This window comes from Streptomyces sp. DI166 (assembly GCF_900091315.1).
Classification (GTDB): Bacteria; Actinomycetota; Actinomycetes; order Streptomycetales; family Streptomycetaceae; genus Streptomyces; species Streptomyces fuscus.
Map to the genome: position 1 here is coordinate 50335 of NZ_FLSP01000034.1, position 16922 is coordinate 67256.

Here is a 16922-nt window from a genome sequence, read left to right on the forward strand (position 1 = left end):
CCCTTCGCCGTCGACCGGCGAAGGGCCCCTCCCGCGTGTCCCTCAGCGGATCACGTCTCGTTCCAGCGGAAGAACTTCAGCGTCAGCGCCGTCACCACCGCCGTGAAGGCGAGCATGCCGCCCATCGTCGGCAGCGCGTCGGCCAGCCCTCCGCCCCGGCTCAGCACGGCCTCGCTGCCCTTGACCAGGTAGCGCAGCGGCATCATGTACGAGACGGCCTGCACCCAGCCCGGGGCGTTGTCCAGCGAGAAGAACGAGCCGGACATGAACGACATCGGCAGCACCAGCAGCTGCGCCAGTCCGCCCGCGGACTCCTCGGTGCGGGTGAGCGAGCCGATGAGCAGCCCCAGCGACATCAGCGCCAGCGTCCCGCACATCACCAGCGGGATCACCAGCCACCAGCTTCCGGTCAGCTGGAGCCCGAAGTACGGCAGGGTCGCCACCGCCAGGAACAGCGCGGTCTGGGCCAGCGCCATCAGCAGCGTCATGGAGATCCGCGCGGCCACCACCTCCCAGGTACGGATCGGGGACAGCCGCATCCGCTGGAGGATCTTCTTGCGGCGCAGGGTCACCAGCGTCAGCGCCGTGCTGAACACCGCACTGGAGGCGATCGCCCAGCCCATCAGACCCGGCGTCAGGTACTGGATCGGCTCGACCGACGCGTCCTCGACCTGACTGGCCTGCAGCGTGTACGTGGGCGGCTCGTCCGCCGCGGCGAGGTTCGCCTGCTCCAGCACCGCGTTGAGGGTGGCCCGGGCGGAGGCACCCTTGACCTGGTCGGCGGCGCTGTAGCGCAGGACGACCGTGCCGCCCTGCTGCTTCACCATGGCGTCGTAGTCGCCCTCGCGGACCTTCTCCAGCGCCGACTTCTCGTCGCTCACCTTGGTGATGGTGGCGGCCTCGGACAACTGCTCGCGCTGATCGGCGGTGAGCGAGTCCAGCACCTCCACCGGGCCGACCTGGGCGACCTTGATGTGCGCGGTGCCGTCGCTCTTGAACAGCGTGCCGAACAACAGCAGGAACAGGAGCGGGAAGATCAGCAGGAAGAAGATCGTGCCCTTGTCGCGCAGCACGCTCATGATCATGGTCCGGGACAGCTCCCGCACCGGGTTGAGCCGGTCCTTTTCGGGGTTGCCGCGTCCGGCGCCCTTGCCCGCGGGGCCCGCCGGGGAGCCGCTCTCGCGGGGCGCCGTCGGCGCGGGGCGCGGGGTGGTCTCCTCGATACTCACGAGCGGTACTCCCGTCCGGTCAGCTGGAGGAAGACGTCCTCCAAAGTGGCGCCGCGCACCTCCAGGCCGCGCAGGGCGCCCCGGTCGGCCAGGACGGACAGCACCGGGCCCGGCGCGACCGTGGTGACCGTCAGCAGCACCCCGTCGTCCTCCACCGTGGCGTCCACGACCCCGACGTCCTTCAGCGAGTCCCGCATCGCGTCCGGCGTGAGAAGCCCGGACTCCACGCTCACCCGCACCATGTTGTCCAGTTCACGCACCAGCGCGGCCGGGGCGCCGGTGCGCAGCACCTTGCCGCGCTCCATCACCGACACCCGGTCGCACAGGACCTCCGCCTCGTCGAGGTAGTGCGTGGTCAGGACGACCGTGCGGCCCTCCTCGTTGACGTCCCGCAGCAGGTCCCACAGATTGCGGCGCGCCTGCGGGTCGAGACCGGCGGTCGGCTCGTCCAGGAACACGATCTCCGGGTCGTGCACCAGACCGCAGGCGATGGACAGCCGCTGCGCCTGCCCGCCCGACAGCTTGTCCGCGGGCACCTGGGCGAACTCGGTCAGCCCGACCCGCTCCAGCATCGCGTCGGCCTGCCGCGCGCCGACCCGGTAGAACGACGCGAACAGCCGGATCGTCTCCCGTGTCGTCATCTTGTCCAGGAACGACGAGGCCTGGAACTGCACGCCGATCCGGGTCAGCAGGTCCAGGTTGCGCGGCCAGGGGCTCTGCCCGAACAGCTCGATCCGGCCCTCGTCGGGCTCGCGGACACCCTCCATGATCTCCAGGGTGGTCGTCTTGCCCGCCCCGTTGGGGCCGAGGATGCCGTAGAACTCGCCCGCCTCGATGCGCAGGGAGACCCCGTCGACGGCCTGGATGTCCCCGTACCGCTTGCGCACACCGTCCGCGACGATCGCCGGCGCCGTCATGACACGTCCTGCCTGGTCCGGCCGAGCCGCGTTCCGGCTGCGCCGCACATGAACTGATGGTCCATCACTCGACTGTCGTCTCTCCGTGATCGGGTTGGGGGATGGGTGGGGGAGGGCGCGCGGGGCCGCCCCGCGTGCGGGGCGGTCAGGCGGTCAGCCCCAGGTCACCGGGAGCGCGTACACGCCGTAGTGCATGGCCTTGTCGCGCAGGGGGATCTCGTGGGGCTCCACCGCGAGGCGCAGGCCGGGGAAGCGGTCGAAGAGCTTCTGGTAGCCCAGGCGCAGGGTGGCCCGCGCCAGGTGCTGGCCCAGGCACTGGTGGATACCGAAGCCGAACGCCAGATGCCGGCGCGAGGGCCGGGTGACGTCGAAGACCTCCGGGTCCTCGAACTGCTCCGGGTCCCGGTTCGCGGCCGGGAGCGACAGCACCACCGTCTGCCCGGCCTCGATCTTCGTACCGCCGATCTCCACGTCCTCCAACGCGACCCGGCTCGCCCCCATATGAGAGATCGTCAGATACCGCAGCAGCTCCTCCACCGCCCGCTCCATCAGCTCGGGCCGCTCGCGGATCTTCCGCAGCTGCTCGGGGTGCTCCAGCAGGGCGAACGTGCCGAGGCCCAGCATGTTCGGGGTGGTGTCCAGGGCGCCGCCGATGGTGATCCAGGCGATGTTCGCCAGCTCCTCCTCGGTCAGCTCCCCGGTCTTCACCAGCTTGCCCAGCAGCCCGTCGTTGGGCTCGGCGAACAGCTCCTTCACCACCCGGGCCAGCGTCTGGTCCAGCGCCGTGTTGTGCTCGATGAACTCCTCAAGCGTGTAGTCGATCCGCATGATCGCCGAGAAGTGCCGGTCCAGCTCGGCGATGTCCGCCTCCGGCACACCCATCACCGAGTGCACCGAGCGGTACACCACCTTCTGCACGAACACCGGCAGCAGGTCCACGGGCGGCTCAAGACCCGCCATCTCCTCCAGGACGCCGTCGATGATCCCGGCGAGCGTCGGCTCGTACTCCTGGATCTTGCGGACCGTGAAGAAACCGGTCAGCAGCCGCCGGTAGTGGGTGTGGTCGGGCGCGTCCATACGGACGAACGAACCCGGCGGCGACGGCTTCGGGTCGTAGTTCTCCACCTCGAACGGCGGCGACGCGACCAGCGCCAGCAGATCCGCCCGATGGCTGAACCGCGGGTCGGTCATGATGGCCCGCACGTCCTCGTGCCGGGTCACCAGCCAGCCGTCCTTGCGGCCCGGCGCGATGTCGAACGTCAGCGGGCTGATCGGCTCCTCCGCCCGCAGCCGCCGGTACTCCGGGTCCGGGTCGAAGGGGCAGGTGCGGTCGGTCGGGATCACAGGGGGTTTCGGCTCGAAGGCCATGGGGCTCCTCCGTCAGGTGGGGGTCGCGTCCGCCCGGGTACGCCGCTCAGGCCCGCCGGACCGTCAGCGGCAGCCGCCGAAGACCGAAGACGTTGACCCGGTTGGCGAAATAGGACAGCGGGCTGTCGCGGTCCACACGGATGTCGGCGTACCGGTCGAGCATCAGATCGAGCGCGATCCGCCCCTCCATACGGGCCAGCGGGGCGCCCAGGCAGTAGTGGATGCCGTGCCCGAAGGCCAGCTGCTTGGCATGGGGCCGGTCCCGCACAAAACGGTCCGGCTCGGGGAAGACCCGCTCGTCGCGGTTGGCGGACAGCAGCCAGAGGTACACCATCGTGTTCTCCGGCACCTTCTCCCCGGCGATCGCCACGGGCGCCGTCGGCACCCGCTCGATCTTCAGGAACGGCGGCCGCAGCCGCAGCACCTCCTCGGTGAAGGGGGCGATCAGCGCGCGGTCCTCACGCAACCGGCCCAGCTCACCCTCCTCCTGGTCCAGCGTGAGCAGCATGTTGCCCAGCAGCACCGACGTGGTGACATGACCGGCGAGCAGCAGCAGCGCCGCGAAGCTCACCACGTCCTCGTCGTTCAGCCGCTCCCCGTCGACCTCCGCCCGCACCAGCAGGCTCATCAGGTCGTCGTGCTCGCGCGCCCGCCGCTCCGCGACATGCCGGCCCAGATAGTCGCCCAGCTCCTGCACCGTGCGTCCCAGGACCTCGGCGCCCTCCGGCGTCTCCCAGTTCGCCGTCAGCAGGTTGTCGGCCCACCCCTGGAACAGCGGACGGTCCGAGGGCGGCACGCCCAGCATCGACGAGATCACGATCACCGGCAGCGGATTCGCGAACGCCTCCACCAGGTCGAAGCCGTCCGCGTCGGCCAGGCCGTCCAGCAGCTCGGTGGCGACCTCGGTGATCCGCGGCTCCAGCTCGCTGATCATCTTCGCGGTGAACACCTTGCTCACCAGTCGGCGCAGCTTGCCGTGGCGCGGCGGGTCCAGCAACAGCAGGGTCCCGCCCGGCGGTTGACGCTCACCGCCCGACAGCCGCGTCACCGTGTCCGAGGAGAACAACGCCGGGTCCGCGGTGATCCGCTGCACGTCCTCGTGCCGGAACACGTGGCAACGGCCCTGCGGATCGCGCCACACCGGCTGCTCGTCACGCATCCGCCGCAGCCAGGCCAGCAGGGTGGCCCCGCCGTCCAGGTCGACCTCGGGCGGCGCGAGGACCTCTGGTCTGTCGGCATCGGGCACGGCTGTCATCGGAAGAACCCCTCTCTTCAGGGCAGTCCGCACGGGCGGCACGGCGGGAGCGGACCCCAGGGCAGCACGAGCCCCGAAGCCGGGGCCACAAACGCCGCCGAACTCTAGGGAATTGCCGGTCCCGGCACCGTGCGGGGCCCGCCCGGGGCAACTAGGGGATTTTTCAGAGTCGGAGGTCGGGCGGCCGTCGACGCCGTGCGCGCCCCCAGACTTGACCGGGTTCGACGAGCTCGACGAGGTCGATCTGTTCGACGCGTTCGATGTGCTCGACGTTTTCGAAAAGCCATGCGGACCGCGTGGGTGTCCGAGCCTGAGGAGATCCGGTGTTGTCTACCGTCCCGAGCGCAGCGGCCCTGCCGTCGGCCGGGTCCGCCGTGGTGCGCGACCCCGACCCGAAGCTGGGGGCCGAGCTGTGAGCGAAGACCGCCTGCGCGAGGACCGCGTACGTGAGGACCGCCTGCGCGAGTACCTGAAGCGCGTCACCGCCGACCTGCACCGCACCACCACCCGGGTGCGCGAGCTGGAGGCCAAGGACCACGAGCCCATCGCCATCGTGTCCATGGCCTGCCGCTACCCCGGCGGGGTACGCACCCCCGAGGACCTGTGGCGCCTCGTCGCCGACGGCCGCGACGCCATCACCCCCTTCCCCGAGGACCGCGGCTGGGACGTCGACTCGCTCTACCACCCCGACCCCGAGCATCCCGGCACCTGCTACACCCGGGAGGGCGGCTTCCTGCACGACGCCGCCGACTTCGACCCCGACTTCTTCGGCATGTCCCCGCGCGAGGCCCTGGGCACCGACCCGCAGCAGCGCCTCCTGCTGGAGATCTCCTGGGAGGCACTGGAGCGCGCCGGCCTCGCCCCGGGCAGCCTGCGCGGCAGCTCCACGGGCGTGTTCGTCGGTGTCATGTACAACGACTACGGCTCCCGCTTTGACGCGCCCCCGCCCGGCCTCGAAGGCTTCATCGGCAACGGCAGCGCCGGGAGCATCGCCTCCGGCCGCGTCTCCTACACCCTCGGCCTGGAGGGCCCCGCCGTCACCGTCGACACCGCCTGCTCGTCGTCCCTGGTCGCCCTGCACCTGGCCTGCCGGGCGCTGCGCGCGGGGGAGTGCTCCCTCGCCCTCGCGGGCGGCGTCGCCGTCATGTCCACCCCGGTCACCTTCACCGAGTTCAGCCGCCAGCGCGGCCTGTCCCCCGACGGCCGCTGCAAGTCCTTCGCGGAGGGCGCGGACGGCACGGGCTGGGGCGAAGGCGCGGGCCTGATCCTCCTGGAGCGGCTGTCCGACGCCCGCCGCAACGGCCACCCCGTGCTGGCCGTGATCCGGGGGAGCGCCGTCAACCAGGACGGCGCGAGCAGCGGCCTCACGGCCCCGAACGGACCCTCGCAGCAGCGCGTCATCCGGGCGGCGTTGGCGTCGGCGGGGTTGTCGGCCGCTGATGTGGACGCGGTGGAGGCGCACGGTACGGGGACGACGCTCGGCGACCCGATCGAGGCGCAAGCCCTCCTCGCCACGTACGGGCAGGACCGCGAACAGCCATTGTATCTCGGCTCGTTGAAGTCCAACATCGGACACACACAGGCCGCGGCCGGTGTCGGCGGCGTGATCAAGATGGTCATGGCCATGCGGCACGGGACGCTGCCGCGGACCCTGCACGTGGACGCGCCGTCGTCGCATGTCGACTGGTCGGCGGGGGCCGTGGAGCTCCTCACCGAGGCCCGGGACTGGACGACTTCCGAGGATCGTCCCCGGCGGGCGGGCGTCTCCGCGTTCGGGGTCTCCGGGACCAATGCGCATGTGGTGTTGGAGTCGGTGGCGGCTGAGTCGGGTGCCGGGGCCGAGGCTGTGGGTGGTTTCGGTGGTGTGGTGGTGTGGCCGTTGTCGGCGCGCGGTGAGGGGGCGTTGCGGGCTCAGGCGGGGCGGTTGCTGGAGTCGGTGGCTGGTGGGGTGCCGGGTTCGGTGGCTGATGTGGGGTGGTCGCTGGCGTCGACGCGGTCGGTGTTCGAGGACCGTGCGGTGGTGGTGGGTGCGGACTGGGACGAGTTGCGGTCGGGGCTGGGGGCGCTGGCTGCGGGGGAGCCTCATGCGCGGGTGGTGCGTGGTGGGGTGGTGCGGGGGCGTACGGCGTTTTTGTTCGCGGGGCAGGGCTCGCAGCGGGTGGGTATGGGGCGGGAGTTGTATGAGGGGTATCCCGTCTTCGCGGCTGCGTTTGATGCGGTGGATGCTGAACTGCCCTTTGATTTGAAGGCGGTTGTGTTCGGCGGGGACGCGGAGTCTCTGAATCGGACGGAGTTCGCGCAGCCCGCGCTGTTCGCGCTGGAAGTGGCGCTGTTCCGGTTGCTGGAGTCGTGGGGTGTGCGGCCGGACGTGCTCGCGGGGCACTCGATCGGTGAGATCGCTGCCGCGTATGTGGCGGGGGTGTGGTCGCTGGCGGATGCGTGCAAGCTTGTCGTCGCGCGCGGCCGTCTGATGCAGGCGCTTCCGGACGGGGGCGCGATGGTGGCGGTGCGGGCCTCGGAGGGCGAGGTGTTGCCTCTGCTCACAGGCGGGGTGGGTATCGCCGCTGTCAACGGGCCGAACGCTGTGGTCGTCGCGGGCGCGGCGGAGGCTGTGAACTCGGTTGTCAGCCATTTCCGTTCCGAGGGCCGCAAGGTCACCGCCCTGCGTGTGAGCCACGCTTTCCACTCACCGCTGATGGAACCGATGCTCGCGGACTTCCGCGAGGTCGCTGCCAGCCTGTCCTACGACCGCCCCAGGCTCCCCCTGGTCTCCACGGTCACCGGACTCCAGGCCACGGACGAGGAGTTGACCTCCCCCGAGTACTGGGTCGACCACGTCCGCCGCACCGTCCGCTACGCCGACGCCCTCCGCACCCTGGCCGAGCACAAGGCGACCAGGTTCCTGGAACTGGGCCCCGACGGAACGCTCACCGTGCTCGCCCGGTCGATGTTCGACGGTGATACGCAGGTCGTCGTGCCCGCGCTGCGCAAGGAGGGCCCGGAGCCGGTGGCGCTGCTCGGCGCGGTCGGCACCCTCCACGTGCACGGGGTCACCCCCGACTGGTCCGCGCTGTTCCCCGAGGCGAAGACCGTCGCCCTGCCCACGTACGCCTTCCAGCGCCGCCGGTACTGGCTGGACCCCGTGCCCGGCGGGCGCAGCACCGGGGGACACCCGCTGCTGGGGTCCGTCGTGACCCTTGCCGACTCGTCCGCGCTTGTCTCCACCGGTGTTCTGTCGACCCGCAGTCACCCCTGGCTGGCCGACCACACCGTCGCCGGCCGGGCCGTGCTGCCGACGGCCGCCCTCCTCGACTTCGCCCTGCACCTCGGCGCCCGCGTCGGCTGCGACCACGTCGTCTCGCTCGACCAGGACCAGGCACTCGTCCTTGACGACGGTGCGGCCGTCGAGCTGCAGGTCGTTCTGGACGCGCCGGGTGACGACGGCACCAGGGCGTTCACCTGCCACTCCCGTCCGGCGGGCGCCGAGGGCGACGACTGGACCCGTCACGCACAGGGCCTGCTCGCACCCGCCGCCCCCGCACCGGCGGACGACTCCGAGGTACGGCCGCCCGCCGACGCCGAGGTACGGCCGCCCGCCGGCGCCGAGGAACTGGACGCCTCCGAGATTGACGCCCTGTACGAGGAGGCGCGGGACGCCGGACTCGGTCACGGCGCCGCGTTCCGGGCGCTGACCGCCGTATGGCGTGCGGGGGACGAGGTGTACGCCGAGGCCGTCGTACCGGAGGAACTGCGGGCCGACGCGCTGCGGGTCGCCCTGCACCCGGTGCTGCTGGACGCCGCCCTCCACGCGGCCCCTGCCCTGGGCCGGGCCGGGGCGGTGGCCGTGGCATGGCGGGACGTCACCCTGCACGCCACCTGCGCGGAGGCGCTGCGTATCCGGGTGCGCCCGCTCGCCGACGGCGGACTGCGTCTGGACCTGGCCGACGACACGGGCGCCACGGTCGCCACGGTCGGCGAAGTCACGCAGACCCCTGCCGCCGAGCTGCCGCTCCCGGTTGCCGAAGCCGCGGCCCGCGACGACCTGTTCGCCGTCGAGTGGGCCGAACTTCCGGCAGCGGCCGGGCCCGTGAACGCCCTCCACTGCCCGGACCCGGACGCCCTGTTCGCCGCCCTCGACGACACCGTGCCCGACGCGGTGCTCCTGCTCGTACGCGGCTGCGACGCCGAACTCCCGGGCGCCGTGCACGAGATGACCGGCCGCACCCTGGATCTGCTGCGGCGCTGGACCGCCGACGAGCGGACCGCCGGAACCCGGCTGGTCCTGGTCACCCAGAACGCCGCCTGCGTCCGGGAAGGCGAGACGGTCACGGACCTCGCTGCCGCCGCCGTGCGCGGTCTGGTGCGGTCCGCCCAGTCGGAGGACCCGGGGCGGCTGCTCCTCGTCGACACCGACGGCGCGGTGACGGACGACGTTCTCGCGGGCGCCGCCGTGGCCGCCCTCGACGACGGCGAGACCGAGATCGCCCTGCGCGCCGGACGCGCGTACGGCGCCCGGCTCGTCCGCCACCGCGCCGGTGCGGAGACCTCCGCGCCCGTCCTCGACCCCGGGCGGACCGTGCTCGTCACCGGTGCGGGCGGTCCCGTCGCCGCCGCCGTCGCCCGGCATCTGGTGGCCGTCCACGGGGTACGGCACCTGCTGCTCGCCGGCCGCCGCGGCCCCGCCGCTCCCGGCGCCGACGCGCTGCGGGCCTCCCTCGAAGCGGCCGGTGCCGAGGTGACGATCACGGCCTGCGACGTCGCGGACCCGGAGGCGCTGGCCGAGTTGCTGGCCGGGGTGGGCGAGGCACACCCGCTCGGGGCCGTCTTCCACGCCGCCGGTGTCATCGACGACGGCGTGATCGGCACCCTCACCCCCGAGCGGCTGTCGGCCGTACTGCGCCCCAAGGTCGACGCGGCCGTCCACCTGGAGCGGCTCACCCGCGATCTGGACCTGTCGGCCTTCGTGCTGTTCTCCTCCGCGGCCGCCACCTTCGGCGGGCCCGGTCAGGGCAACTACGCCGCCGCCAACGCCTTCCTGGAGGCGCTGGCGGCCACCCTGCGCGCCCAGGGCCGCCCCGCGTGGGCGCTCGGCTGGGGGATGTGGGCCGAGGACAGCGGCATGACCTCAGGGCTCGGCGCCGCCGACCGGGGCCGTATGGCCCGCGCGGGTGTCGCCGCCCTGCCCACCGAGGACGCCGTCGCCCTCCTCGACCGTGCCCTCGCCCAGGAGCGGGCCGTGGTCCTGCCGGTCCGGCTCGACCTCGCCGCCGCACGCGCCGCCGCCACGCCCGTTCCCGCGCTGCTGCGCGACCCCGCCGCCCCGGTCCGCCGTACCGCCGCCGCGCGAGCGGGCGGACGGTTCGCCCGGACGCTCGCGGTGCTGCCCGAGGCCGAACGGCCCGCCGCCGTCCTGCGGTTGCTCCAGACGGAGATCGCCGCCGTCCTCGGCCGCAGCGGCGACACCCCGGCCGCCGACCCCGAACGCGCCTTCCGGGACCTCGGGTTCGACTCGCTCATGGCGGTCGACCTGCGCAACGCCCTGGAACGGCGCACCGGTCTCAAGCTCGCCCCCACCGTCGCCTTCGACCACCCCACCCCGGCCGCGCTCGCCGCCCACCTGCTGCGCAGCCTGAGCGGCGGCACCCGCGCCGACCGTGATCGCTCGCGCGGTGCGCGCGCCGCCGACGAGCCCATCGCGATCGTCGGCATGGCCTGCCGCCTGCCCGGCGGCGCCGACACCCCCGAGGCGCTGTGGGAATTGCTCGCCTCCGGGGCCGACGGACTGACCGACTTCCCCGCCGACCGCGGCTGGGACGTGGGCTCGCTCTACCACCCCGACCCCGGTCACGAGGGCACCAGTTACACCTGCACCGGTGGTTTCCTCGACGGCGTCGACCGGTTCGACCCCGCGTTCTTCGGGATCTCGCCCCGCGAGGCCCTCGCCATGGACCCGCAGCAGCGGCTGCTGCTGGAGGTCTGCTGGGAGGCCGTGGAGCGCGCCGGAGTCGACCCGCGTACCCTGCGCGGCTCCCGGACCGGTGTCTTCGCCGGTACCAACGGCCAGGACTACACCACCCTGTTGCGTGCCTCGGCGGCGGACGTGGACGGCTATCTCGGCACCGGCAACGCCGCCAGTGTCGTCTCGGGCCGTATCGCCTACACCCTCGGCCTGGAGGGCCCGGCCGTCACTGTCGACACCGCCTGCTCGTCCTCCCTGGTCGCCCTGCACTGGGCGGTACGGGCGCTGCGCGCGGGGGAGTGCGACCTCGCGCTCGCCGGGGGCGTGACCGTGATGTCGACCCCGGCCGCGTTCCTGGAGTTCTCCCGCCAGCGCGGACTCGCGCCCGACGGGCGCTGCAAGGCGTACGCGGACGACGCCGACGGCACCGGCTGGGGCGAGGGCGCGGGCGTGCTGCTGGTCGAGCGGCTGTCCGACGCCCGCCGCAACGGCCATCGCGTCCTGGCCGTCGTCCGGGGCAGCGCGATCAACTCCGACGGCGCCTCCAACGGGCTCACCGCGCCCAACGGCCCCTCGCAGGAACGCGTCATCCGGGCCGCCCTCGCCGACGCCGGGCTGCGGCCCGCCGACGTGGACGCCGTCGAGGGACACGGCACCGGCACCGTCCTCGGCGACCCCATCGAGGCCCAGGCCCTCCTCGCGACCTACGGCCAGGACCGCGAACAGCCCCTGTGGCTGGGGTCGGTGAAGTCCAACGTCGGGCACACCCAGGCCGCCGCCGGAGTCGCCGGGGTCATCAAGGCAGTCCTCGCGCTGCGGCACGGGACGCTCCCGCGCACCCTGCACGCCGACCGGCCCTCCAGCCATGTCGACTGGGGCTCCGGAGCGGTACGGCTGCTGACCGAGCCGGTCGAGTGGCCGCACACGCAGGGGCGTACGCGCCGTGCCGGTGTCTCGTCCTTCGGGTTCAGCGGCACCAACGCCCACGTCATCCTCGAAGAGGCACTGCCGGCACCGACCGGCGGGGACGCGCCCGCCCCCGCCGTCACGCACGGGCTGCTCGCCTGGCCGCTCGCCGCACGCACCCCGGAGGCGCTGCGCGCGCAGGCCGCGCGGCTCGCCGAGCATCTGCGGAGGCACCCGGAGCTGTCCGCCGCCGACATCGGCCACTCCCTGGCCGCCACCCGCACCCCGTTCGAGCACCGGGCCGTACTGCTCGGCCGGGACCGCGACGACCTGCTCACCGACCTCACCCAGCTCGCCACCTCCGTCGAGCCCTCCGCCGCGCCGCGCTCCGCCCGCACCGCGTTCCTGTTCACCGGGCAGGGCTCCCAGCGCCCCCGTATGGGCGTCGAACTGCACGCCGCGTTCCCGGTGTTCGCCGAAGCCTTCGACGAGGTGTGCGACCGGTTCGGCGCCGATGTCCTCGGCACGTCCCTGCGCGAGGCCGTCCTCGGTGACGCCGGGCACCTGCTGGACCGCACCGGCCACGCGCAGCCCGCCCTGTTCGCCTTCGAGGTCGCCCTGTACCGCCTCGTGCGCTCCTTCGGCGTGACCCCCGACTACCTGTTCGGCCACTCCATCGGCTCGCTGGCCGCCGTACACGCCGCCGGGGTGCTGTCCCTGTCCGACGCCTGCACGCTCGTCGCCGCCCGCGCCCGCCTGATGGACGCCCTGCCCGACGGCGGCGCCATGGCCGCCCTCCAGGCCACCGAGGAAGAGGTCCGTCCGCTCCTCACACGCGGCGTCGGCATCGCCGCCGTCAACGGCCCCCGCTCGGTCGTCGTCTCCGGCGAGGAGACGGCCGTACTCGGGCTGGCATCGCGGTTCGCGTCCGAGGGCCGGCGCACCCGTCGGCTGCGCGTCAGCCACGCCTTCCACTCGCCGCTGATGAAACCCATGCTGGACGACTTCCGCGAGGTCGCCGCCACCCGCACCTACCGTGAGCCGGTCCTCCCCGTCGTCTCCGACATCACCGGCCGCCCCGCCACCGCCGCCGAACTCACCGACCCCGAGTACTGGGTACGCCACGTGCGCCGGACGGTCCGCTTCCACGACGGCGTACGCGCCCTGGAGAACGCGGGCGTCGGCCGCTACCTGGAGATCGGCCCCGACGGCACGCTCACCGCGCTCACCGCCGACGCCGTCACCGCCCCCGACCGCTGCGCCGCCGTCGCCCTCCAGCGGACCGGCAGCCCCGAGACCGACAGCCTGCTCTCCGGTCTCGCGAGCGCCCACGTTCACGGAATCGACATCGACTGGACCGCCGCCGCACCCGGCTCCGGACGCGTCGTCGACCTGCCCACCTACCCCTTCCAGCGGCAGCGCTACTGGCCCGGCGCCCGCGACCGGGCCGGGGACCTCGCCGCCGCCGGACTCGCCGACGCCGGGCACCCGCTGCTCGGTGCCCGCGTCGATCTCGCCGACACCGACGAGTACGTGTTCACCAGCCGCCTCTCCCTCACCGACCAGCCCTGGCTCGCCGACCACGCCGTCGGCGGCACCGCGATCCTGCCCGGCACCGCCCACCTCGACCTCGCCCTGCTCGCCGGGGCCCGCGCGGGCTGCGACCGCGTCACCGAACTGACCCTGCTGGAACCGCTTCCCCTCGCCCCCGGCCAGGCCCTCGCCCTCCAGGTGCGGATCGGCGCGCCCGACACCGACGGAAACCGCCGCATCGGCGTCCACACCCGCCCCGTAGGCGCCGCCCCCGACCGGCCGTGGACCCTGCACGCCGACGGGCTCCTCGGCACCGACGCCCGCCCCGAACCCGAGGCGCCGCTCACCGACTGGCCGCCGGCGGACACCGAGGAACTCGCCGTCGAGGACCTCTACGACCGGCTCGCCGACGCCGGATTCGGCTACGGTCCCGTCTTCCAGGGCCTGCGCCGCGCCTGGCGGACCGGCACCGAGGTGTACGCCGAGATCGCCCTGCCCGAACAGGCGCACACCGACGCCCCCCGCTACGGCGTCCACCCCGCCCTCCTCGACGCGGCCCTGCACGCCACCGCGCTGCTGCCGTTGGACGACTCCGCACCGGGCAGGCTGCCGTTCTCCTGGCGCGACGTCACCCTGCACGCCACCGGCGCCACGGCCCTGCGCGTCCGGCTCACCCTGCGCGAACAGGACGCCGTGACCCTGGAACTCGCCGACCCCGACGGCCGGTCCGTCGCCTCCGTCGGGACCCTCACCCTGCGCGCCGTCGACCCCGACGCACTGCGCGCCCGCCCCGACCGGGGTGCGGGCGACCTGTATCGGCTCGACTGGCAGCCGCACCAGACGGACCGGTCCGTCGCAGCGCCTCTCACCGTGCTCGGCGACGAAGAGGGGCGCGCGCTCGCCGCCGACCTCGCCGCCGCCGGGGTCACCGTCCATGTCACCGACGACCTCGGCGATACCCACGGCACCCTGCTCGCCGCCCTCCCCACCGAGGCCGAGGGGCTGGACCACGCCGGACACAGCGCGGCCCAGCGCGCCCTGACCCTCGTACAGCGACTGCTCGCGGAGCCCGAACTCGCCTCGACGCGACTGGTGTTCGTGACACGCGCGGCCGTCACGGCCGACGGCGCCTCGGTACGCCCCGCCGCCGCGGCGGCCTGGGGCCTGGTGCGCTCCGCCCAGTCCGAACACCCCGGACGGTTCGTCCTCCTCGATACCGACACCGACTCCCTCGCCGCACTGCCGGCCGCGCTCGCCCGCACCGACGCCGGCCAACTCGCCCTGCGCGACGGCACGGTGCACACCCCGTGCCTCGCCCGCGCCGACGAGACGGCCGCCCTGCGCCCGCCGCACGGCACCGGCACCCGCCCCTGGCGGCTCGACACGGTCCGCAAGGGCACCCTCGACGGACTGGAACTCGTCCCGGCCGCAGACGCCGAACGCCCGCTGGAGGAAGGCGAGATACGCATCGCCGTGCGCGCCGCCGGTGTCAACTTCCGGGACGTCCTCAACGCCCTCGGCATGTACCCCGGCCCGGCACGCGACTTCGGCCTGGAAGGCGCGGGCGTCGTCACCGAGACCGGCCCCGGCGTCACCGGGTTCGAGGTCGGCGACCGCGTACTCGGCATGTTCCCCTCCGCCTACGGCCCCGTCGCCGTCGCCGACGCCCGCACCGTGGCCCGGATCCCCGACGGCTGGACGTACGCCCAGGCCGCGACCGTGCCGATCGTGTTCCTCACCGCCTACTACGCCCTCGTCGACCTCGGCCGCGTCGAACCGGGACAGCGGGTCCTCGTGCACGCGGCGGCGGGCGGCGTCGGCATGGCCGCCACCCAACTCGCCCGCCACCTCGGCGCCGAGGTGTACGCGACCGCCAGCCCCGCCAAGTGGGGCACCCTGCGCGCCGCAGGACTCGACGACACCCACATCGCCTCCTCCCGCGACCTCGCCTTCGAGGACGCCTTCCGCGAGGCCACCGCGGGCCGTGGCGTCGACCTCGTACTCGACTCCCTCGCCGGGGAGTTCGTGGACGCCTCCCTGCGGCTCCTGCCGCACGGCGGACACTTCCTGGAGATGGGCAAGACCGATGTCCGCGACGCCGACGAGGTCGCCACCGCCCACCCCGGGGTCCAGTACCGCGCCTTCGACCTCGTCGAGGCCGGACCCGACCGCATCGGGGAGATGCTCACCGCCCTCGTCGACCTGTTTGAGGCCGGGATCCTCACCCCGCTGCCCGTCACTCCCTGGGATGTCCGCCACGCCCCCGCCGCGTTCCGCCACATGTCGCAGGCCCGCCACATCGGCAAGGTCGTCCTCACCATGCCCGCACCCCTCGACCCGGACGGCACCGTCCTGATCACCGGCGGCACCGGCGGCCTGGGCGCGCTCCTCGCCCGCCACCTCGTCACCGAACACGGCGCCCGCCACCTGCTGCTCGCCTCCCGCCGCGGCCCCGACGCCGACGGCGCCGGGCAACTCGCCGACGAACTGCGCGCCCTCGGCGCCGAGGTGTGCGTCGAGGCCGCCGACCTCGCCGACCGCGAGCAGGCCGCCGCGCTCCTGTCCCCGTGTGCCCGGCACCCACCCGCTGACCGGCGTCGTGCACGCCGCCGGAGTCCTCGACGACACCGTGGTCGAACAGCTCACCCCCGAGCGGCTGGACGCCGTACTGCGGCCCAAGCTCGACGCCGCCGTCCACCTGCACGAACTGACCCGCGACCGGGACCTGTCGGCGTTCGTCCTGTTCTCCTCCGTCGCCGGCACCCTCGGCGCACCCGGCCAGGCCAACTACGCCGCCGCCAACGCCTTCCTGGACGCGCTGGCCGCACACCGCCGCGCCCTCGGCCTGCCCGCCCTGTCCCTGCCGTGGGGCCCCTGGTCCCAGGTCACCGGCATGACCGGCACCCTCACCGACGCCGACATCCGGCGCATGGAACGCGCCGGACTGCCGCCGCTCAGCCCCAAGGAGGGCCTGGCGCTGTTCACCGAGGCACTGGACCGGCCGGACGCCGTCCTCGCCCCGCTGGCCGTGGACCCCGCCCGCCTCGGCGCCGACGGCCCGGCGCACCCCCTGCTGACCGGCCTGGCCCGCGTCCGGCGCACGGTCCGCGACCTCAGCACCGACACCGCGGTTTCCGGCGGCCCGGGGCTCGCGGAGGAACTCGGCCGCCTGAACGCCGCCGAACGGCACCGCAGGCTGACCGAGGAGGTCTGCCGCCAGGTCGCCGCCGTCCTCGGCCACACCTCCGCGGCCCGCATCGACCCCGACCAGTCCTTCAAGGAACTCGGCTTCGACTCGCTCACCGCCGTCGAACTGCGCAACCGGATGAACTCCGCCACCGGCGTGCTGCTGCCCGCCACACTCGTCTTCGACTACCCGACCCCCGCCGTCCTCGCCGACCACCTGTGCCGCGAGCACTTCGCGGGCGGCGACGAGACCGAGGCCGTCCCGGCGGCGGGCGAGCCCGACGAGGCGACCATCCGGAAGCTGCTCACGACCATCCCGATCACCACCTTCCGCGAGTCGGGCCTGCTGGACACCCTGCTGGCCCTCGCCTCCGCGGGCGTACCCGCCCAGCGCGACGGGAACCGGCCCGAGGCGCCGGACGGGTCGGACCCGTCGGACGGGCCGGACCTGTCGGACGGGGTGGATGTCGACGACCTGGACGTCGACGACCTGGTCCGGATGGCCCTCGGCACCGACGACTGACGGCACCCCCGCCCCCGGTCCCGCCCCTGTTCTAGTCCCTGCCCGG

General features: G+C 73.5%; 5 protein-coding genes and 1 pseudogene. 2 read left to right on the top strand and 4 right to left on the bottom strand.

Features of this window, described 5'->3' with window-relative positions; translation table 11 throughout:
- Positions 1 to 50 precede the first annotated feature (50 nt).
- The 4 genes from GA0115233_RS18500 to GA0115233_RS18515 all read right to left on the bottom strand — a co-directional run bounded on the left by GA0115233_RS18500 (position 51) and on the right by GA0115233_RS18515 (position 4769).
- Positions 51 to 1229 carry an ABC transporter permease gene (locus GA0115233_RS18500; protein WP_255310256.1) on the bottom strand — a complete coding sequence of 393 codons (1179 nt, stop codon included), beginning with the start codon at positions 1227 to 1229 and terminating at the stop codon, positions 51 to 53.
- The gene (locus GA0115233_RS18505; RefSeq protein WP_093721352.1) at positions 1226 to 2146 is read right to left on the bottom strand and encodes an ABC transporter ATP-binding protein; all 921 of its coding nucleotides are present in this window, start codon (positions 2144 to 2146) and stop codon (positions 1226 to 1228) included. Before GA0115233_RS18505 ends, GA0115233_RS18500 begins: the two co-directional genes overlap by 4 nt.
- Positions 2147 to 2299: 153 nt before the next feature.
- Positions 2300 to 3514 (bottom strand): cytochrome P450, encoded by a 1215-nt coding sequence (locus GA0115233_RS18510; RefSeq protein ID WP_093721353.1) that lies wholly within the window; start codon positions 3512 to 3514, stop codon positions 2300 to 2302.
- A gap of 46 nt (positions 3515 to 3560) precedes the next feature.
- Entirely contained in the window at positions 3561 to 4769 is a 1209-nt protein-coding gene (locus GA0115233_RS18515) for a cytochrome P450 (protein WP_093721354.1), read from the bottom strand.
- 412 nt (positions 4770 to 5181) lie between these two features.
- Between GA0115233_RS18515 and GA0115233_RS41445 the strand changes: the two are divergent.
- Both GA0115233_RS41445 and GA0115233_RS41780 read left to right on the top strand, forming a co-directional pair.
- A pseudogene (locus tag GA0115233_RS41445) lies at positions 5182 to 15684 on the top strand (SDR family NAD(P)-dependent oxidoreductase); the annotation flags it as partial.
- A gap of 112 nt (positions 15685 to 15796) precedes the next feature.
- Positions 15797 to 16876, top strand: a complete 1080-nt coding sequence (locus GA0115233_RS41780; RefSeq protein ID WP_255310258.1) for a beta-ketoacyl reductase — start codon at positions 15797 to 15799, stop codon at positions 16874 to 16876.
- Positions 16877 to 16922 lie beyond the last annotated feature (46 nt).

What these genes read in the sequence shown, in the direction of transcription:
- GA0115233_RS18515 (WP_093721354.1), bottom strand. Translation starts at nt 4,769, where the DNA reads ATGACAGCCGTGCCCGATGCCGACAGACCAGAGGTCCTCGCGCCGCCC.
- GA0115233_RS18510 (WP_093721353.1), bottom strand. Translation starts at nt 3,514, where the DNA reads ATGGCCTTCGAGCCGAAACCCCCTGTGATCCCGACCGACCGCACCTGC.
- GA0115233_RS18505 (WP_093721352.1), bottom strand. Translation starts at nt 2,146, where the DNA reads ATGACGGCGCCGGCGATCGTCGCGGACGGTGTGCGCAAGCGGTACGGG.